The 18352-nt window shown below is 60.4% G+C and carries 18 protein-coding genes; 7 read left to right on the top strand and 11 right to left on the bottom strand.

The genetic code is table 11. From position 1 onward, the window contains the following. The first annotated feature begins 7 nt into the window (after positions 1–7). The 5 genes from VKV28_11460 (at position 8) to VKV28_11440 (ending at position 4526) form a co-directional block, all read left to right on the top strand. A complete protein-coding gene (locus VKV28_11460; protein ID HLH77414.1) occupies positions 8–622 on the top strand; it encodes a phosphoribosylanthranilate isomerase in 615 nt (204 codons plus the stop codon). Beyond that, the gene (trpB, locus tag VKV28_11455; GenBank protein HLH77413.1) at positions 606–1799 is read left to right on the top strand and encodes a tryptophan synthase subunit beta; all 1194 of its coding nucleotides are present in this window, start codon (positions 606–608) and stop codon (positions 1797–1799) included. Before VKV28_11460 ends, trpB begins: the two co-directional genes overlap by 17 nt. Before the next feature lie 134 nt (positions 1800–1933). Next, complete coding sequence (trpA, locus tag VKV28_11450; protein HLH77412.1) at positions 1934–2764, top strand: tryptophan synthase subunit alpha; 831 nt, start codon at positions 1934–1936, stop codon at positions 2762–2764. 4 nt (positions 2765–2768) lie between these two features. Continuing rightward, positions 2769–3578: an acetyl-CoA carboxylase, carboxyltransferase subunit beta gene (gene accD, locus VKV28_11445; protein ID HLH77411.1), complete on the top strand. Its 810-nt coding sequence runs from the start codon at positions 2769–2771 to the stop codon at positions 3576–3578. Positions 3579–3860: 282 nt separating this feature from the next. Further along, the gene (locus VKV28_11440; protein HLH77410.1) at positions 3861–4526 is read left to right on the top strand and encodes a hypothetical protein; all 666 of its coding nucleotides are present in this window, start codon (positions 3861–3863) and stop codon (positions 4524–4526) included. Between the two features lie 23 nt (positions 4527–4549). On the opposite strand, the gene VKV28_11435 is transcribed toward VKV28_11440, so the two are convergent. Continuing rightward, the gene (locus tag VKV28_11435; GenBank protein ID HLH77409.1) at positions 4550–4954 is read right to left on the bottom strand and encodes a hypothetical protein; all 405 of its coding nucleotides are present in this window, start codon (positions 4952–4954) and stop codon (positions 4550–4552) included. Positions 4955–5387: 433 nt separating this feature from the next. Then, positions 5388–5582, bottom strand: coding sequence for a hypothetical protein (locus VKV28_11430; GenBank protein HLH77408.1), 195 nt, complete (start codon positions 5580–5582; stop codon positions 5388–5390). Here VKV28_11430 and VKV28_11425 point away from each other — a divergent pair. Further along, complete coding sequence (locus tag VKV28_11425; protein ID HLH77407.1) at positions 5569–6360, top strand: NHL repeat-containing protein; 792 nt, start codon at positions 5569–5571, stop codon at positions 6358–6360. The genes VKV28_11430 and VKV28_11425 overlap by 14 nt on opposite strands. A 110-nt stretch (positions 6361–6470) precedes the next feature. Here the strand turns inward: VKV28_11425 and VKV28_11420 are convergent, their stop codons facing one another. The 4 genes from VKV28_11420 to VKV28_11405 all read right to left on the bottom strand — a co-directional run bounded on the left by VKV28_11420 (position 6471) and on the right by VKV28_11405 (position 12288). Next, complete coding sequence (locus tag VKV28_11420; protein HLH77406.1) at positions 6471–7736, bottom strand: MFS transporter; 1266 nt, start codon at positions 7734–7736, stop codon at positions 6471–6473. A 121-nt stretch (positions 7737–7857) separates the two neighbouring features. Then, the gene (locus VKV28_11415) at positions 7858–8649 is read right to left on the bottom strand and encodes a DNA-binding domain-containing protein (protein ID HLH77405.1); all 792 of its coding nucleotides are present in this window, start codon (positions 8647–8649) and stop codon (positions 7858–7860) included. Between the two features lie 5 nt (positions 8650–8654). Continuing rightward, the gene (locus VKV28_11410; protein HLH77404.1) at positions 8655–9509 is read right to left on the bottom strand and encodes a DUF692 domain-containing protein; all 855 of its coding nucleotides are present in this window, start codon (positions 9507–9509) and stop codon (positions 8655–8657) included. 679 nt (positions 9510–10188) lie between these two features. Next, positions 10189–12288 (bottom strand): DUF3179 domain-containing (seleno)protein, encoded by a 2100-nt coding sequence (locus VKV28_11405; protein HLH77403.1) that lies wholly within the window; start codon positions 12286–12288, stop codon positions 10189–10191. A 234-nt stretch (positions 12289–12522) separates the two neighbouring features. On the opposite strand from VKV28_11405, the gene VKV28_11400 reads away from it, so the two are divergent. Beyond that, entirely contained in the window at positions 12523–13113 is a 591-nt protein-coding gene (locus tag VKV28_11400) for a MarR family transcriptional regulator (protein HLH77402.1), read from the top strand. 37 nt (positions 13114–13150) lie between these two features. Here VKV28_11400 and VKV28_11395 read toward each other — a convergent pair whose 3' ends face one another. From VKV28_11395 to cofG, 5 genes are read right to left on the bottom strand one after another with little or no spacing between them, the layout of a single operon-like run. Beyond that, positions 13151–14185, bottom strand: a complete 1035-nt coding sequence (locus tag VKV28_11395) for a polyprenyl synthetase family protein (protein HLH77401.1) — start codon at positions 14183–14185, stop codon at positions 13151–13153. Positions 14186–14193: 8 nt separating this feature from the next. Further along, on the bottom strand, positions 14194–14946 hold the full coding sequence (gene cofE / locus VKV28_11390) for a coenzyme F420-0:L-glutamate ligase (GenBank protein ID HLH77400.1): 753 nt from the start codon (positions 14944–14946) through the stop codon (positions 14194–14196). Between the two features lie 11 nt (positions 14947–14957). After that, positions 14958–15917 (bottom strand): 2-phospho-L-lactate transferase, encoded by a 960-nt coding sequence (gene cofD / locus VKV28_11385; protein ID HLH77399.1) that lies wholly within the window; start codon positions 15915–15917, stop codon positions 14958–14960. Next, positions 15850–17097, bottom strand: a complete 1248-nt coding sequence (gene cofH / locus VKV28_11380; GenBank protein ID HLH77398.1) for a 5-amino-6-(D-ribitylamino)uracil--L-tyrosine 4-hydroxyphenyl transferase CofH — start codon at positions 17095–17097, stop codon at positions 15850–15852. Before cofH ends, cofD begins: the two co-directional genes overlap by 68 nt. Continuing rightward, positions 17094–18275: a 7,8-didemethyl-8-hydroxy-5-deazariboflavin synthase CofG gene (gene cofG / locus VKV28_11375; GenBank protein ID HLH77397.1), complete on the bottom strand. Its 1182-nt coding sequence runs from the start codon at positions 18273–18275 to the stop codon at positions 17094–17096. Before cofG ends, cofH begins: the two co-directional genes overlap by 4 nt. Between the last annotated feature and the right edge of the window lie 77 nt (positions 18276–18352).

Genomic DNA, 18352 nt, shown 5'->3' with positions numbered 1-18352 from the left:
GCAGTCGGTGAAGGTAAAAATCTGCGGCGTGACCCGAGTCGAGGATGCGCTGGCGGCGTGCGAATATGGCGCGGATTACGTAGGCTTGAACTTTTATCGCGGGACTGTGCGCTGCGTCGAGTTGTCCCAAGCAATCGCAATTCGCGATGCCGTGGGGGGGAAGGTCGCGTTGGTTGGGGTCTTCGTCAATCCCACACGGGCTGAAGTGGCGCAGCGGCTTCAGCAGGTGGGCTTCGACCTGCTGCAAATTTACAGCGACCGCCCACAGATTCGCGAGGACTGGCCGGTACCGGTAATCCATCCGATCGGGTTTAAGGCCGCACAGCCCGGCCCGCTTGCGGCCTTGTCGTCCCCGCAGGATGGATTACCGCGGCTGTTCCTGATCGACCAGTTCGATCCGCTGCGCTACGGTGGCACCGGGCGAGCGATCGAGCTTGACCAGTTGCGCGGCCTGGAACTGGGCCGCTGCTTTGTTGCCGGGGGGCTGAAGCCCGATACAGTGGCGGCGGTGGCTGCGTTGGGGCCGTACGGCGTCGATGTCGCCAGTGGTGTAGAGAGCGCACCCGGAATCAAGGACCGTACGATGCTGAGGAGCTTTATCGAGAATGCAAAGTCTGCCTGACAAACATGGGCGCTTTGGCCAATTCGGCGGGCAATGGGTGGCCGAGACCCTGATGCCGGCGCTGCAGGAATTGGAGCAGGCGTATCGCGTCGCACGACGCGATCCGAGCTTCAAGCGGGAGTTGGAATACTATTCGCGCGAATACATCGGCCGGCCTACGCCTTTATATTTTGCGCGCAATCTTAGTGAGAAGCTGGGTGGGGCCAAAATTTATCTCAAGCGCGAAGATCTCTGTCACACCGGCGCGCACAAGGTCAACAACACCTTGGGTCAGGCGCTGCTGGCGGTGCGGATGAACAAGCCGCGCATCACCGCCGAAACCGGAGCCGGCCAGCATGGAGTGGCCACCGCGACGATGGCGGCGTTGTTTAAGCGTCAATGCGAGGTTTTCATGGGCTCGCTCGACGTGCAGCGCCAAGCGCTTAACGTGTTTCGTATGAAGCTGTTGGGCGCCAAGGTGCGGGCGGTAGATGCCGGCAGCAAGAGCCTCAAGGACGCCCTCAACGAGGCTTTGCGCGACTGGATAACCAACGTGCGCGATACTTATTATCTGATTGGGACGGCGGCCGGGCCTCATCCCTATCCGATGATTGTACGAGATTTTCAAAGCGTAATTGGGCGCGAGGCGCGGCGCCAAATCACGGCGCGGGAGGGGCGCTTGCCCGACCTGCTGATAGCGTGCGTCAACGGCGGCAGCAACGCCATTGGACTGTTCTATCCATTCATCAAAGACGCCCAGGTGCGTATGGTCGGGGTCGAGGCGGCCGGCTTGGGTGTTAGCAGTGGTGCCCACGCCGCCACCCTGGTGGCCGGGAGCGTGGGGGTCCTGCACGGCAACAAGACCTACCTGCTGCAGGATGAGTTGGGACAGATTCGCGAGACTCACTCGATCGCGGCCGGGTTGGATTATCCCGGGGTCGGCCCCGAACACGCCTATCTGCGCGACAGCGGGCGCGCCGAGTATGTTGCGGTGACAGACGCCGAAGCGCTGGCGGCCTTGCAAACCCTGTCGGAGACCGAAGGCATCATCCCCGCCCTGGAGAGCTCGCATGCAGTTGCCCATGTGTTGCGCCTGGCACCCGGCTTGCCGCGAGAAGCGATTGTGGTGGTCTGTCTGTCGGGACGCGGCGACAAGGATATGCAGGGGGTGGCGCGAGCCTTGGGCGTAAGCCTGTAGGCGGCTTCTAGCTCCGGGGTTAGGGTAAGGAGAGCGAGGGATGGTGCCCGTTTTTGCTGCCGGCTGCGGCCGCGTGCGCCCGCTGAGCTGGGTTTTTTTGCTGCCCTGTTAGGGCGCGTGGGAAAGGAGTGAGGATGCAAAGCAACGGACGAATCGCGCGGATGTTTGCCCAATTGCGCGCTCGCAACGAGGCCGCGCTGATTCCCTTTATTTTTGCCGGCGACCCGGATTTGGAACATACCCAGGCCTTGGCACTGGAGTTGGCCCAGCGTGGTGCCGACTTGATCGAGTTGGGCATTCCTTTTTCCGATCCAATGGCTGATGGTCCCGCCAACCAGCGCGCCGGTGCCCGCGGGATGGCGGGTGGAGGCACTCTCAGCGCGGTTCTGGGGATGGTCAGCCAGCTCCGTCAGTTCACCCAGGTGCCTCTGATTCTGTTCGGCTACGCCAATCCGTTTTTGCACTACGGCAGCGAACGGCTGTGCGCGGACGCGGGCGCCGCGGGCGTCGACGGTTTGCTGATGGTTGACATGCCGCCGGAAGAAAGCGGCGAGCTGGCCCAACCTGCACGCGCGGCCGGCTTGGACCTTATCTATTTGCTGGCGCCTACCACGCCGCTTGAACGCGCCCGCCGGATAGCCCGGGCTGCCAGCGGTTTCCTCTATTATGTTTCGGTGACTGGGGTAACTGGGGCGCGCACTGAAGTCGCGGCTGATCTGGCGCAGCATATTCAGGCTTTGCGTCAAGTCACCGAGCTGCCGCTGGGAGTCGGGTTCGGCATCTCCACCCCAGCCCAGGCGGCGCAGGTGGCTTCATATGCCGACGCGGTTATTGTCGGTAGCGTTCTGTCGCAGTTGATCGAAGCCTGCGGCAAGTCCGAGCGTTTGTTGCCCACGGTCTGTGGGCTGGTGGCCGAGATGAAACAGGCGATGCGCGGGGCGCGCGGCGGCGCACAAGTGGCATAGCGCGATGGCGGGTTCTCCACAAACTTCGGCTCAAAACGATCTGTGGCTCAAGTGTCCCTCATGCAAAGAGATTGCCTTTCGCAAGGAAGTCGAACGCAATCTCAACGTCTGCCTGAAGTGCGCCTACCACTTTCGGGTAACCGTGGAGCAGCGTCTGGCAATCACGGTTGACCGCGCCAGTTGGCGCGAGCTCCTGGCCGACCTAGCAATTGGCGACCCGCTGCATTTTCACGATTCCAAACCGTATCCCGAGCGACTGCGCCAGGCGCGAGCGAACTGCGGCCGTAATGATGCAGTTGTGGTCGGAACCTGCCGTATCGGTGGGCAGCGCGCCGCGTTGGGAATTATCGATTTCAAGTTCATGGGCGGAAGCATGGGCGTGGTGATGGGCGAGAAACTGGCTCGCCTGTTCGATTATGCTCGTGCCCACAAGCTGCCCGTAGTGGTCTTCAGCTCCTCGGGTGGGGCGCGCATGCAAGAGGGCATTCTGTCCCTAGTTCAGATGGCCAAGGTGGCGGCTGCGATCGGACGCTTGCGCGACAGCAGGCTGCCGTACGTGTCGGTTTGTTGCGATCCAACCACTGGCGGCGTGGCTGCCTCGTTCGCGATGTTGGGCGATCTCAATGTGGCCGAGCCCGGTGCTCTTATCGGATTCGCCGGTCGGCGTGTGATCGAACAGACCATCAATCAAAAGCTGCCCGATGAATTCCAACGCTCGGAGTTCTTACTGGCCCATGGCATGCTCGACGCGATCGTGCCGCGGGCACAGATGAGCGCAACCTTAGCTAAGTTGCTCGCTCTGTTGCACCGGTGAAATTGGATTGAAGCTTAGCTAACGGTCGTAAAGGTTCCACAGGGGTTCGCTTTTTGCCGGTTGACGCGATGGCGCGATCGACCCTGTCATTTATCGCACGATCGAGCGCAACTGCAGTCAGCTTCGCAAGGTCTCGCGGCACGCGATTTGCGATATCCCCAGCAGTCAGGTGCGCCCGTACCAAGCATAGGCATGGTAAAGGGTGAAGTTGGCAAAATTGCTTGGATAAAGCCAAACGATACCGTGCGTACCCTGAACTTCTTGCGAGGTTGGTCCAACTAAATGAGGAACGTCAATGCTCGAATTGAAAAATTGCTGCCGCTAACGATCCGGCGACTGCTGTTCGTGTTGATGGCGGGTGGTCTCATGGGATGCGGAGCATCCACCGCATTGTTGGGTGGAAGCACTGGGGGTGGTGCCAGCTTGGCAGCCACGGCCAGTCAAATTTCTATTCCCAGCGGCTCGATGTTCACGTTCGTGGGGCGTTCGATTAAATTGCACTATGCCGATCCGGCTTCGTTGTTGGCGGATAGTAGCCGGGTCGAAGCCGAACTGATTGAAGAGCAGTGTACTTTTCACCGCCCGGACCCGCCTTTTTTGGTGCCGAGCTTGAGTTCGCAGAGGGGCTGGCTGTTTGCCGGGCGACTCAATCAGAACAGTCTGTTTCAAGCGCTTGAGTACAAGAGCATTTTCACGTTGGGCCTGACCGGTACGCAACAGCTCAACACTTGGCCGGTCAGCATGGTGAGTCTAGGAGATTTTGGCGACACTTATTTGAGCGATCGACTTCAACTTATTTCGCAAGCCAAACTGTCGCCCGAAGAGGACGAGAATTTATTGGGTGTTTATACGGCCAACGCCGACAAAATTACCTCGATCACGATGCATTTGATTAGAAGCTATAATCCACAGACACAATGCCTGCCGGCGGCTCACCATTTACTCTGAAGGGCGACCGGCCCATTTCATAATTAGACCTCGCGGGGATGCTCGGGGCGCGGCGGCCGGTTAATGGCCAAGCGCAGCAGGGGATAGCGTCGCACGGTCGGTCTGGGGTGGGGTACTTCCGCGAGGTAGGGTAGCTGGCGGGTCAGCCTGGGCAAGCTGCGGGTGGCGCGCCGACGGGCCAATTGAAGTTGCAGCTCGCTTTGCGATTGGCGGTCGTGGTGGAGCAGGCCAAGGAAAAGGCCGTTGGCAATTAGGACCTTGCTCAGGCCGCCGAGAAAGATCAACCAGACCAGCCAGATTCGTTCGTCGAGCGAGTTGGGCGATGAAAGCACCGTCACGGTGCATAAAATTAACGCTACAGTCAGGAAAGCTGCGATAAAAATAGCAATTCGTTGGCGGTCTTTTTGTTCATCGGCGGGCTTGGCCAACGGCCTCCCCGACCGCCTGGCACGCGGGCTGAAGCGAACAATTCTGCTCATGGGTTCGACCCCGAAGCGCTCCTGATTGTGCACTATATCAAGCCAGACTTGCTTTGAGCAAAGCCGCATTGTTGCAGCGGCGACAGCGCACAGGTGCCCGGCATTAGGCCTTAGAAGTGAACCGTCCGCGAGTTCCTAAGAGTTAAACCAGCTGGTTTGGCGATCCTTACGATAGCTTGTAGCCATTTGCACCCAGTTGTATCATCCCGCGTGGCCGTCTCGTAGTGACCTTTTAGGGGGGACCAGTGAGAGCGGTTGACTACTGTCCAGCCGCGCGGCGGCGGCGAACAGGCCTATTTTGGGCCGCGCATATGTTGGCGTTTTGGCTTGCCGTAAACGCAGGTTGTCAAAGTTCAGGAAACTCGCCGACACGCGCTAATGATTATACTACACCTACGCCGGCGCCATCCGATTCGCCGGCGCCCACGTCAGGGGCAACTGCCATTTCCACGCTGACAGCCACGGCGACAGCGACCATCGCACCTTCGGCCTCGACCCCAACGCCGTCACCGTCACCAACCCCAACGCCGTCACCGTCACCAACCCCAACGCCGGTCCAGCATTTGTACGTCACCAATGCGGGGGCGCTTGGGGTTTACCTGGCCAATCCGACCGCCGATGAGCCACCGATAGCCACGGTAACCAGCGGCCTGACCCGACCTTATGGCGTGGCGTTGGACAGTTCCGGAAAGATTTACGTTGCTGACAGCGCGGCTGACACGGTCAACATTTACCCGCCGGAACCGCAGGGAAACGAATCGCCGACGGTGACGATTACCCAGGGTCTGTCGGGGCCAACGGGGATCGCGTTGGATGGCAGCGGGAAGATTTATGTCGCCAACGAATTGAGCGGCGCGGTGCAGATTTACGGTGCCAATCCCAGTGGCGATGAACCTCCCGAAGCGACTATTACTCAGGGACTCAGCGATCCAATGGGGTTGGCGGTGGGTCCGGACGGTAAGCTTTACGTGGCCGACTACGGCGGTTGGTTGGCGATATACCCGGCCAATGCGGATAGTGGTACCGCGCCCGCCGTGGTGATCAGAAGTGAGCTGGGTACCCCCGATGCGGTTGCACTCGATCCGGCCGGTAATATTTACGTCGCTGACGCCAGCGGCTCGGTTAACCTATACGCAGCCGATCCTATCGGCGACCAGCCACCGCTCGTTATGATCACAAACTCGCTTCTGATTCCCAGCGGGGTTGCCTTGGACGCAGGCGGCAAAATTTACGTTTCCGATGTCGATGCGGACAACGTGAAGGTCTATGCGGCTTCTCCACGGGGCGACGAACCGCCGTTGGCGACGCTTGTCACGGCGATCAATTTGCCGCTGGGGGTCGCGGTTGGACCATAGCCCCGCTGTGTTCTGAAACTTAGCCAGCTACGGTCGATTGCCTCAGCGGCGAGGATTCTAGCCTTGCGTGAAGCGCGAGATTCCTGGCTGCGTAGCGCCGGTCCGCGTTGCTACGGATAAGCTAGGTCAACGGTGCGGCTGGGTGCGGTCTCCGGCATTAAAGTGGCCAGGGTTAAAATCGCGCCTACGCCAACCACACCAAGGCTCAGGAAGCCTATCCGAAAACCTTCGTGCTGGACCAAGAAGCCGGCGAGCAGGTTGCTGGCGGTAGCGCCGCAGGCGATTGCGGTAGCCAGTGTGGCTTGCAACAGGTTGAAGCGGCCGGTTCCCCGCGCCAAGTCGGCGGCAACGATCACCAAAAGCACTCCGAAAATTCCCGAGCCAACGCCGTCTAGAATTTCGCCTGCGATTATGAGGCTGGGTTGGTGAACAAGCGCGAATAGCAGGGCGCGCAAGGGCAAGCTGGCGAACCCGATGAGAAAAATTGGTTTGCGACCTATCCGGTCGGCGGATCTTCCAGCCAGCACCGCGATTGGGGCCATCGTAAGCTGGGATATGAGGATGCAAAGCGCCATAAAAAGGGCAGCGAAGGAGTGCTCGCGACTGGAGACCATCTCGCCCGCCAAAGGCAACATCGCCGCATTGGACAGATGGAACAGCACCACGCTCAACACCAAGATTAGGATTCGCCGGTCCTTGAGCAATGCGCTGATTTTAGCGATCTGCAGTTGGTCGTGGAGGTTGCGACCAGCCTCCCGGGCCAGTGCGTGATCGATATCGTTTTCGCGGATTGCCAGCGCCGATGCCATTACCACCAACGAGGTGGCAGAGGACAAATAGAAAACATCGGCAAAACCCAAGAAGTGGCCCACCAGGCCGGCCATAAGGCTGGCAATCACGGTGCCGGCGTGATTGAAGCCCTGATTGCGGCCGGTACGGCGAGCGAAGGCGTGACTACCGACGATGCCCAAAGTAAGTGCGGCGATCACCGGGCCGAAAACCGCCATGGCGATGCCGATGAGGGTTTCGCCTGCGCATACGCTGAGCAGATCGCGAGCCAGCGCGATCGCGAGGCAACCCACTCCCAGCATCAAAGCCGCGCTGGCCGCCAGCAGGCGCTTGGCGCGCAGCCAGTCTACCAGTGCTCCCGCTGGCACCTGAACAACCAGTACGGCGAAACTTTGCGCCGACATGACGAGGCCGATCCGACCCACGTCCCAATGCTGTTGAGCCCGCAAATAACTGGCGACGAAAGGTCCGACTCCGGACTGGAGGTCGCCGAGAAAAAAATTGAGGCAATCCAAAGCGAGAAGGCTTTGCCGATTGTCTTGCGCCGGTGCGTGCAAGGCCGCATCCGCCGCCGCTTCGCCATCCACTGAGTTACAACTCTCCGATCGGCCGCGCGAGCCATGCGCGTCATCGACGATAAGTCGACGCTGATGACGGGATCCTATCGGACGATATGCGCGAAAGGCAAACTTGATAAACCCAACAGGCTCAGCCGGCAAGCAGGCCGTCGGCCAGCCAGCGGTTAAGCATCGCGTTAATCGCGGCTGCGTCCATATCCCCGTCGCGGTTGACGATCTCGGTGCACACTTGGGCAAATGGCGCACCTTGCTGGACGAGCTGCAGAGCGGCGTTTTCAGCCGAGTTCAGCTCACGAAAGTATACCACGTCGGATTGGCGCCAGATCAGCAGAATACATGGGCGAGCTTCGGCCGAAGCATGCGGTTGTTTATCAAGCTGGCTCAAGATGTCTCCAACCGTATATGCGAGCGCCTCGATCTGCAGCGCGGGGTGAGTGTGCAGGACGAGATCTGGCCACTGGGCGGGCGTCAATGTGCGCAAGTCCGCCAGGTTTAGGCATTGCGCATCGGGCGCGTGAAAGACTTCAATCAACGTCCGCTCAAGTCGGGCAAGATCGGACAGGTAGGGTGGAAAGCGCTGGGCGTGCGAACGGATAAAATCTGGCATTAGCCGGCCGGCGTGGAAAACCGAAGGCGTGCTAGGAGGATGAGCGCTCAGGTAAGCACGAACGAGGTCGCTCATCGCCGTTTCCCCGATCACTTGAGTGCAGGCCGGATATTCCTCGCACAAAATGCGGCGCAGGCGCTCGAAGTAAGCTTCGGCGTAGATCCCAATCCTGGCCCTGGGCGGTAAGCGATCATCACCTGCGATAACGTCGGTGAGTTCTCGCTTGAAGATGGCGCGGGCCAGCTCGGCCGGCTCTTCACCTGGTGTGGCAGTGATCAGACGACACAAACCGAGTTGCAGCTCACGCAGATTCATTGCGCTTAACGCGCTTGGATGGTCGCAAGCTCGGCAAACGGAGAGCTTTGTCGGGAGCGAGCATGGTTGGCTACCCGGATGAGCTCTTCCAGCGTCGGCAGCTTGTCATCCCATTCGATCAGGGTGGGGAGCGGGCCCAGTCTGGCCACAGCATAGTCGTAAAGCTCCCAGACCGTGGCGCAAATGGGCTGATCGTGGCTATCGAGCAGGTAACTACCAAAGTTGGAATGACCCGCGAGATGATACTGGATTACGCGCTCGGCCGGGATGGCATCGATATAGCGGTGAGGGTCGAAGCCGTGGTTGAAGGCGTTGACGTAGATGTTGTTGATGTCAAGCAAAATGGCGCAGTCGGCTTCTTCCGCTACCGCACGCACAAAGTCCCACTCCTCCAGCTCGCTGCTACGCCAGCTCAGGTAGCTGGAGATGTTTTCCAGCGCGATTGGCTGTTGCAGAATGTCCTGAACTTCGCGAACCCGGCGCGCGACATGCGCGACCACCTGACCGTGGTAGGGGAGAGGCAACAGGTCGTGGAGATTGTGCCCGCCAGCGCCGGTCCAACATAAATGGTCCGAGATCCAGGCGGGATGGAAGCGCCGCGCCAAGTCCTTGAGCTGCTTCAAGTAGGCCTGGTCAAGGGGGTCGGAGGATCCAATCGACAGCGACACACCATGGCAGACGATCGGATAGCAGGTGCGTACCGATTCCAGTACCGCCAGGGGGCGACCGCCGGGTACCATGAAATTTTCGCTGATGATTTCCAACCAATCAATCGCCGGATGGGTTGCCAGCAGCGCCTCATAATGTTGCCGGCGCAAACCGATCCCGCATCCCAAGGCGGGGAATTGTCGGCGGTCCATTGGTTAAAGAGCCAAACGCCGGCCGCCTGCGGCTCTCCCAGGTGCATTCTCGATGCGGGCAGATACGGTCTGTAGCATCAAGTGCGTGAGGTTTATAACCATGGTAGGGTCGGCTCGTGCGCGACGCGAGCCGGCGTGAATCATCAGGAGGGTTTGCCGCCTTTGGTCTGACATTCCTTCACCGAGGAGGTGAGGATAAAACCTTGCCCTTTGCAGGAGTTCTGTCCAGGTCCTGGGCTAGTCGCGGTTTTGCACGCGCTCTGTCCGCTGCAATTGTTAGCACCCATGCATTTCACTTGAGCTTGTTGACTCTTGCTCCCGGTCGATTGGGCCAGAGCAGGGCCGCCAACGACCATCAAGCCGACCGCGGTCGCCAGCGCGGTCCCCGCTAGTAAAGAACCTTTCATGATTGCCTCCTCAGTTAAAACCGTCTGGCGCCTCACCAGCATCCGACGCGTGGCGCACAGAGCGCAAAGAGACGTGTTCGCTACTTGTGGCAAAACCGCGCGGCTCCTTCAAGCACTCCAAAAAGCTTGGGATTATACTTGCGACCGCGCAGCTTTCCTTTTTGAGCTCCTCCATCTGACCAAGGAGGCCTTTCACGGAGAATTGCTAAAGATATCGAGTCGAGCCTCCGTGGCAAACCATGGGGCGGTGGTGCGGAGGGTTCCTAAGCCTGCTACGAATGACCATTAGCAGCCTTGCTTGGGCCTCCAGCTATCGAAGAAGGTGGCTTGCTGGTCTCTCGGAAAAGCTCCGCTACGGCAGTGGGCGGCGTGCCGCTATCGGCAAAACGACCTGTTACCAGGACCGTACCATCCTTAAGCAGCGTCAGAGTAGGCTTGTAGCGCCCCAAGTCCATCTTGCCGGCGGGAGAAAAATTTCCGGTTCTGGGGTCGTAAAACTCCGCCGAGGCCATATCCACGCGCTGGCCTCGGATGGAGATCGAGCCGCCGACAATAAGCAATCTGCCGTCGGGCAGGGTGACCAGCGTAGCACCTTCGCGCGGAACCATCATGCTGCGGGACGGGCCGAAGCGACCCGTTGCGGGGTCGTAAAGCTCGGTGCTACGCAAGGTTCCCTCCGCGCTGCTTCCCCCCAGGATTAAAACCCGGCCGTCAGGCAGCAGGGCGGCATCATGGGATTGGCGAGCGGTCATGAGGTGGTCGGTAGGGCTGAAGGTGCCGGTTTTGGGGTCGTAGATTTCAGCGCTGTTGAGAAAGTTGGAGCGATTGCTCAAGCCGCCCACGATCAGCACCCGCCCGTCCTTCAGCAGAGTCGCGGTATGATAAGCGCGAGCGTCGTGCAACTCGCCTTTGGTCAAAGTGAAGCTTCGGGTCTGAGGGTGGTAGATCTCCGCGCTAGCAGAGGTTTGGTTCACACCCTGGCCACCGATGATCAGCACCGTGCCGTCGGGCATCAGGGTGGCTGTGTGCCCTAGGCGTGCCGAGTTCATCGGATGGATCAGAGTGAAGGTGCCGGTTTTGGGATCGTAAAGCTCCGCTTCCTTGGAAACGGCGTGATTTTGCAATCCGCCTGCCAACAACACGGTACCGTCACGCAGGAGCGTGGCGGTTTGCCCACCGCGCGGATGGACCAGCTTGCCGGTGGCTACCCAATGGTGAGTTTGGGGATTGTAAATCTCGGCGCTGTCCAACTCGGTTGGACCACCGCTGTCGCCGCCGGCTACCAGCACCTTGCCGTCATTGAGCAAGGTGGCTGATTGCCCCTCGCGCACCGCTGTCATCGCTTCGGTGATATGGAAGTTATCGGGTTCGTCGACGTGCAACTGCATCGGTTCGGCAATCAGTTCGCTCCGGGGATGGAAGGCGGCCCAAGCGAACCAATAGCCGGTATAGGCGGCCACATGTTTGCCATCGAGCGCGACCCCCGCGGTTCGGCTCTTGGGATCGAAGACAATGTCGTAGGTATGCCCGTCCAAGGTGGTATGGATCGCCTTGCCGCTGAACTGCGAGAGGCCCGCAAAAGGAAAGGCCTGAGGTTTTCCCTCCTTGGACAGGATGCCCAGCACCATGGCTTTGGCCGGCAGGCGCGAATCGAGTTTACCGGTAGCGAAGGGCGGGGTGGAAGATTTCTCCAGGGCCGCGAAAGGATCTTTGGCATCCACGTCCGGTCCCGCCATCACCAGGCTATCGGGATGAAACTTGTGCCAGATTTCCCAGCTGGTCACCACGCTGGGTAGCACCGTCAAGATATGTCCTTTGAGCGCGCCACGGATCGCGCTGCCTTCGATTTGCGACCAAAGGCTGTGCGTCTTATCGTCAGAGAACACCAAGTTGTCCTGGTAGAGATCGTCTGAGGCCTCGAAATTGACCGCCTGGTCGTCGATAGTGCGGCTAAAGACGATCGCGCTTTCGGTTAACGGGCAAAACGTGACCAGCACCGGCTGGTCGCCAATCTGGTCATTGACCACCTCGTGCTCGGCCAACAGATTCAACGGATAGGCGCGCGGCTGATGGTTTACAACCACGCCTATGATCCGCTCCTCCGGCTTGGGCGCCTTGCCCTCGCCAGCCGCCACCATCGCGGGCGAGCTCAGGGTACGAACCGCACCCGCCGGCAAGCCGTCGGCTACCAGACCGCCGCCTGCAGGGAGTCTGATCGCCGGACTTTCGGTCTGGGCGGAAAAGCCCGAATCGGCTCGTCGGTTGCAGCCGCCAACCAGCCCAACCAGCAACAGACCCGATATGATGAGCGCCAAGTTGACGCAACGGGCGCTTGATCCTTCGTTATCCGAAAAATGGTGATTTTCGTTCATGGTAATCTAATTGGCGCCCGGTTGGATTTATCCTTGGGCCACGACGCCGAACCATTCCTCAGTGTGTCACGACAGCCGGCGGATTTGAAGACGGCATGGCGAAGGTGCTGACTTGATGTTATAGCGCGCGAGGCATTACTTTATCAGGTTAGTTTTAGCTTCGATTTATCACGCGAATGCGATGGCGACTGACAGGGCGCGCCGGTGAGCGCCGGGAGGGGGAAATTCCAGGCTATGACGGAGCGGGGCGAGACAGAACGGGACTTTGTGGATGGGCTGATCGAGCAATGGCAGCGGGCCAGTCCAAGTTTTGACTATAGCTGGTTCGGTTTCGTGACACGGGTACAGCGGCTGTCGGTCTTCATTAACGCCATCCAAGAAAACTTTGCTCGGGCTCATGGCCTCAAGTATGGAGAATTCCTGGTGTTGGCCGCCTTGCGCCGCAGTATTCCGGAGTGTGCGCTGAATCCCACCGAGCTATTTCGCTCCCTGCTTATCACTTCGGGCGCAATCACCAAGCGGGTGGATCGCTTGGTTGGGATGGGACTGGTCGAGCGGCGTGCGGACCCCGAGGATCGGCGCGGAGTGCTCGTTTATCTGACGGCGCGCGGGCATCAATTGTGCGACGAAATGATCGCGACCAGCTTCGCTCAAGACAGCGCCTACGGGCGAGTAAAGAATTTCAACGAGCAGGATCGCAGAGATTTGGCGAATCTGCTACGGCGGGCGTTGATGGCCTTCGAGCAGTGCGACTCGACTGCGGCCAGTGAACGCAGGCGCGCTGAAGTGCGTTCCTCTCCCCCACGCGAGCCGGACAACACTTAAGGCAGCACCTTTAGGTTAATGTCAGGCTAAATGCGGCTTAAACCTCGCGTGCCACCTGCCCATCGACCATCGTGGCGATACGGTCGCGAAACAGGGAAGGTGGCAGATGGCCGAGGAGCCGGCGTGCGCTGTGGGCTTGTTGCGCGGCGCGGGCGCGCGCTTCTCTTAGTATCTCGGGCGCGCTGACCAATTCCAAGGCCCGCTGGAAACCCGCCCCATCCACCGCGCTACCGCTTTGGAAGAGGTTGCGCAACTCCTCCGAACGCTCCACCCCTAGGACGACCGGCAGCGAGGGAATGCCGGCGCGCAGGTCCGAACCAACTGGTTTACCGATTTTGGCCTCCGGCCCCACCACGTCGAGCAAATCGTCAACCATCTGAAAGATCACGCCGATTTCTGTTCCCAGCTCGCCCATCCAAGTGACCAAGGAGAGCGGAGCGCCGGCCAGTAGGGCGGCAATTTTCCCTCCCGCCCAGAATAGGGAGGCGGTCTTGAGCTGAATTACGCGCCGGTAGTCGTCCAGGGTGATGGCGGGATTAAAGCGCAAGCGTCCCTCCATCACTTCACCTTCGGTCAACTGAATGCAGGCCTCGGCTGCTATCCGGATAAGCTCCTCCTCAAAGGGGCCGCACAGCTCGAAGGCACGCGAGAACAGGAAGTCGCCGGCGACCAGGGTAGGGCCCAGGCCGAAGCGCTTATAGGCCGACGGTTTGCCGCGGCGCAACTGGCCACCGTCGATAATATCGTCATGTAAGAGAGTGGCGGAATGAATCAATTCCAATGCCACGCAGACATCGACTGCGTCCCGCAAGCGGCTGTCGTCGCCCCCACACGCACGGTACAGGAGCAAAATGAAAACTGGGCGCACGCGCTTGCCGCCGCCGCCGACCAGGTAGCGGCAAATTTCGCTGATGAACTGCTCACGACAATCGAGCAGACCCAGCATCCGCTCTTCCACCGCCCGTAATTCTGCTTCGACCACCTGCGCCGGGTTTTCCGCGCAGGCGGCGCTCTGGTCGGTAGTGATGGGAATGGAGCTTTGGAGCCGATTTAAGTTAGCTGCTTTAGGCATTGCAGGTACTATCTGAACAAATCTGCTTCCGCGGCGCGAATCAAGGCTTTGGCGCTTCCCGCCGCCGGCCGGTAGCGATAGCCTCGTACGAGCACAGCCGGGACGGCGCTGGCTTTTTCCATCAATAAACCGGCCGCGCCAGCCAATTCGTCGGCTACCGCGACCACCGTGTGGGCCAACTCGCGCCCGCCCAGGTCGCGAGTGCCGCGCAAATCCAACAGCGCTTCCATGCCAGCGATTCCTAGGCAAATTTCGGTGAGTCCCTCCCGCCAGGGACGGCCAAAGGTATCGCTGACGATCACCGCGACCTCACATCCGCACCGCCGCATCAATTCTTCGCGCAGCGCCGCCGCCGAGCGATCAGCGTCTACCGGCAACAGGATTGCGCGCTCTTCGGCGATGGTATTGGATACGTCCAACCCGGCATTAGCACATATCCAGCCTGGGCCCGTCTCCACGATTAACACGCCGCGATCCATTCGCACCACCCGATTGGTATTTCGCAGCACCAATTCGACCACGCGCGGATCCTTGCCCCAGCGGGCCGCGTGGCTGCGTGCCAGCGCCGAGGGTTCGACTTCGCGCAGGTCATAGACCCGCCCTTCGGCCTTGGAAATTGCCTTTTGGCAGACCACCAGAATGTCGCCTGCCTGCAGTCTCAGCGCGGCTCGCTCCAGGCCGTCGATCAGCATCGCAGCCAAGTCGTCACCGGGCGTAATAAGCGGGAGGCCTTCCAGCGCGGTCAGGGTGAGTGAAGCCATTGCAGCCAAGCCTACACGTTAAGCGCGCTTAGGACCACGCTTGCTAGGTTTGCGGCGCGCGCGGGGTCGCTCATGATGGTATCGGTGACCACGGCGCGCAGGCCCAGGGCCTGGATCGCGCCGAGCAGACGATGATCGGCCTGGTCGAGCACGAACGTCCCCACGCAATCACGATAAAGTTGGGCTACGCCCAGCGCTGAAACCGGATGGCCAAGACCGCGCAACATCTTATCGGCCGGTCCTTTCAAGGCCTTTCCCCCCACGATTGGACTGATCGCGGCCACCCGCTCGCGCACCCGCACCAGGGCTTGGCGCAGCGGCCTTAGCGCTAGAATGGGGCCGAGCGAGACGAAAGGGTTGGAGGGGGCCAGAATGATGGCGCGTGCCTGCTCGATTGCAGCCAGTGCGGCGGGCAAGGGACGCGCGCGCTTGATGCCTCGCCAGTGGATGCCTTCGACTTGGCCGCGGAAGCGCTCGCGCACGAAATACTGCTGAAAGGGCCGTGGTCCGCGGCCGCGCACGGTGACAAAGGTCCGCACCCGATCGTCGCTCATCGGCATGACCGCGCAGCGTAGCCCGAAGCGGCGGGCAATCTCCGCGGTAATTCGGCTCAGTGGCCAGCCTTGGCGCAGGCGCTCAGTGCGGAACAGATGGGTTGCGAAGTCGCGGTCGCCCAAGCCGAACCAGGCCGGTCCGTAAAAGCGCGCCAGTGCTGCCAGGGTGGCAAAGGATTCTTCCTTCCAACCCCAGCCGGTCTGCGCATTGACGACGCCGGCCAACGTATAGGTCACGGTATCGAGATCGGGCGAAACGTGCAGGCCGTAAAATTCCTCATCGTCTCCGGTGTTGACGATTATCCTGAGCCTGCGTTGATCCAGGGTGAGCGCCAGCCCGCGCAGAAATTTAGCCGCACCCACTCCCCCGGCAAGAATCGTGATGGTCGCTTGAGAATTGGATCGGCCGTGCCCCATTGGGCGCTCTCTTTCCCCGAAGTTTCTGGTACAGGGTATCGCGTTGCACCGCCACGCGCCCCATCCGCGCCGCTAGCTGCTCGATTTCGTCCACCGCCACAAATTCGCCTTCTTCGCCTCCGGCTTGCGCCGTGATGCTTTCCTCCATCAGGGTGCCTGAGAAATCATTGCACCCGGTCTTAAGGGTCAGGGCCGCTAACTCCAGCCCCAGCTTGACCCAGGAGGTTTGCAGGTTGACGATCCAAGGCCGCAGGTAAAGGCGGGCGAAAGCGTATAGGCGCAAGTCGTCATAGCCGCGTGGCTGCGGCGAAACCATCCCTTGGCGGTACAGCATGGTGTTGGTATGTACGAAGCGTAGTGGCACGAACTCGGTAAAACCGCCGGTGCGCTTCTGGATATCGCGCAGCAAGGTCAGATGGTTGACGAGATGGCGGGGCTGCTCCAAATGGCCGTACATCACGGTGCTGGTGGTGGGCACGCCCAAATCGTGGGCGGTGGTAATGATTTCCACCCAAGTCGCCACGTCCACTTTCTTGTGACTTAGAATTTCGCGGACCTCGTCGTCCAGAATCTCGGCCGCGGTACCCGGGATAGAACCCAGGCCGTGCTCGCGCAGCATCCCGATATACTCCCGATAGTTCATTCGGGCACGCCGCGCCCCATACAGGATCTCCATCGGCGAGAAGGCGTGAACATGGATTTGCGGAAAGCAGCCTTTGATCGTATCGAGCAGATCGCGATATTTGAAGGCTGGCATGTCGGGATTGATTCCGCCCTGCATGCAGATTTCGGTGGCGCCGCGGGCCACCGCGTCCGCCACCTTGGCCAAGATAGTGGCGTCGGAGTGATCGTAGGCGTCGCTGTCAAGCCGATGACGCTTGAAGCCGCAGAATTGGCAGTTGACGAAGCAGACGTTGGTGAAATTGATATTGCGGTTTACAACGTAAGTGACTTCGTCGCCGCAATCGGCGCGGCGTGCCCAATCCGCGCATTTGATCAGTGCCGCCAGGTCGTTGCCCTGGCTGGTGTAGAGCGCCAGGCCCGCTTCCGGATCGATTTCGCCCCCTGCCATTGCCTGCGTCAGTATCGTGCGAATGGCGGGCGTGGCGCCTGCCAGCATTCGCTCCAGCGCGGCGGCCTCGATCCCGTTGACGTATTCGCTTAGTTCAGCCACGTTCACAGGCTTTCTCCCGACGCCATAAAGGCGCCAACCAGCGGTAGCAACTCGGGGTCAATCCAGCGCGAATTAATAAATTCGCGGTACACCGGCAAACGCGCACGCAGGGTGAAGCCGGCTTCGGCGCAGCGCGCACCCAGGGCCTCCAGGTGAGGCCAGGGCGCCTCGGGGTTGACGTAATCGCGGGTCAAGGGCGAGATCCCGCCCCAATCGTTGATGCCGGCGCGCAGGAAAAGTTCGATGTCGTTAGGCGAGAGGTTGGGCGGCGCCTGCACGTTCATTGCTGGTCCGAGGACCAGCCGAGCGGTAGCGATCGCACGGGCCATTTCGTGCGCTTCGGGCTCAGGATGGCCCGCCATTGGGATATCTGGTTTGGCGCGGAAGTTTTGCACGATCACTTCCTGAATGTGACCGTAACGAGCATGCAGGTCACGAATCGCGATCAGACTCTCGGCGCGCTCGGCGGCGTTCTCACCGATTCCCAGCAGAATGCCGGTGGTGAAAGGGATGCGCAGCTGGCCAGCCTCTTCGATCATTTTCAGGCGCAGGGCCGGCGCTTTATCCGGAGCCCATTGATGGACTCCACCGCGCCCTCGCAGGCGGGGCGAAACATTTTCCAGCATCAGCCCCATGCTGACGTTGACCGGCCGCAGCATCGCCATCTCTTCTCGCGTCAGTACCCCGGCATTGGTGTGCGGCAACAAGTTTTGCTCCAATGCCCATCGGCAGGCCTGGCGCACATAATCCGCGGTGCTGGTGGCGCCCAATTCAGCCAGGGTGCGGCGAAAGCCACGAAAGGCGAGCTCGGGCTTGTCGCCCAGGCACATCAGCGCTTCGCTACAACCCATTGCGCGCCCGCGGCGCGACCATTCGGTGATCTCCGCCGGGGTCATGGTCCAGGCTCCCGGCTGCCCCGGATCTTTGCGAAAGGTACAATAAGTACAGCGATCGCGGCACAGGTTGGTGACCGGTAAAAAAACCTTGGGCGAATAGGTCACCACCCGTCCCTTGCCGCGATCGCGTAGTTCGCCAGCGGCTGCCAGCAGATGGTCGAAATCGCACTGCTCGATGAGTGCTATCGCATGGTCGAGATGCAATGGCAGCCCAGCCAAGGCTCGCTCCACGGCCTGCACGGCGGCGGGAGACGAGTAGGTTGCTGGAACGGTACTGAAAGCAGGCATAGATACTCGGCATTTTATAAGCTATCGGATAGCGACAGGCAACCGGCGTTTCGCTGGCCGGGTGGTCGCGTGCTCCG

The organism is Candidatus Binataceae bacterium (assembly GCA_035294265.1).
GTDB lineage: Bacteria > Desulfobacterota > Binatia > Binatales > Binataceae > DATGLK01.
This window is presented reverse-complemented; position numbering and strand designations above follow the sequence as displayed.

Bases quoted from the DNA above. Each gene is read 5' to 3' on its own strand.
- VKV28_11415 (HLH77405.1), bottom strand. From the start codon at position 8,649: ATGAATCTGCGTGAGCTGCAACTCGGTTTGTGTCGTCTGATCACTGCC.
- VKV28_11410 (HLH77404.1), bottom strand. From the start codon at position 9,509: ATGGACCGCCGACAATTCCCCGCCTTGGGATGCGGGATCGGTTTGCGC.
- trpA (HLH77412.1), top strand. From the start codon at position 1,934: ATGCAAAGCAACGGACGAATCGCGCGGATGTTTGCCCAATTGCGCGCT.
- trpB (HLH77413.1), top strand. From the start codon at position 606: ATGCAAAGTCTGCCTGACAAACATGGGCGCTTTGGCCAATTCGGCGGG.
- VKV28_11440 (HLH77410.1), top strand. From the start codon at position 3,861: ATGAGGAACGTCAATGCTCGAATTGAAAAATTGCTGCCGCTAACGATC.
- VKV28_11405 (HLH77403.1), bottom strand. From the start codon at position 12,288: ATGAACGAAAATCACCATTTTTCGGATAACGAAGGATCAAGCGCCCGT.
- cofD (HLH77399.1), bottom strand. From the start codon at position 15,917: ATGGGGCACGGCCGATCCAATTCTCAAGCGACCATCACGATTCTTGCC.
- accD (HLH77411.1), top strand. From the start codon at position 2,769: ATGGCGGGTTCTCCACAAACTTCGGCTCAAAACGATCTGTGGCTCAAG.
- cofE (HLH77400.1), bottom strand. From the start codon at position 14,946: ATGGCTTCACTCACCCTGACCGCGCTGGAAGGCCTCCCGCTTATTACG.
- VKV28_11395 (HLH77401.1), bottom strand. From the start codon at position 14,185: ATGCCTAAAGCAGCTAACTTAAATCGGCTCCAAAGCTCCATTCCCATC.
- cofG (HLH77397.1), bottom strand. From the start codon at position 18,275: ATGCCTGCTTTCAGTACCGTTCCAGCAACCTACTCGTCTCCCGCCGCC.
- VKV28_11400 (HLH77402.1), top strand. From the start codon at position 12,523: ATGACGGAGCGGGGCGAGACAGAACGGGACTTTGTGGATGGGCTGATC.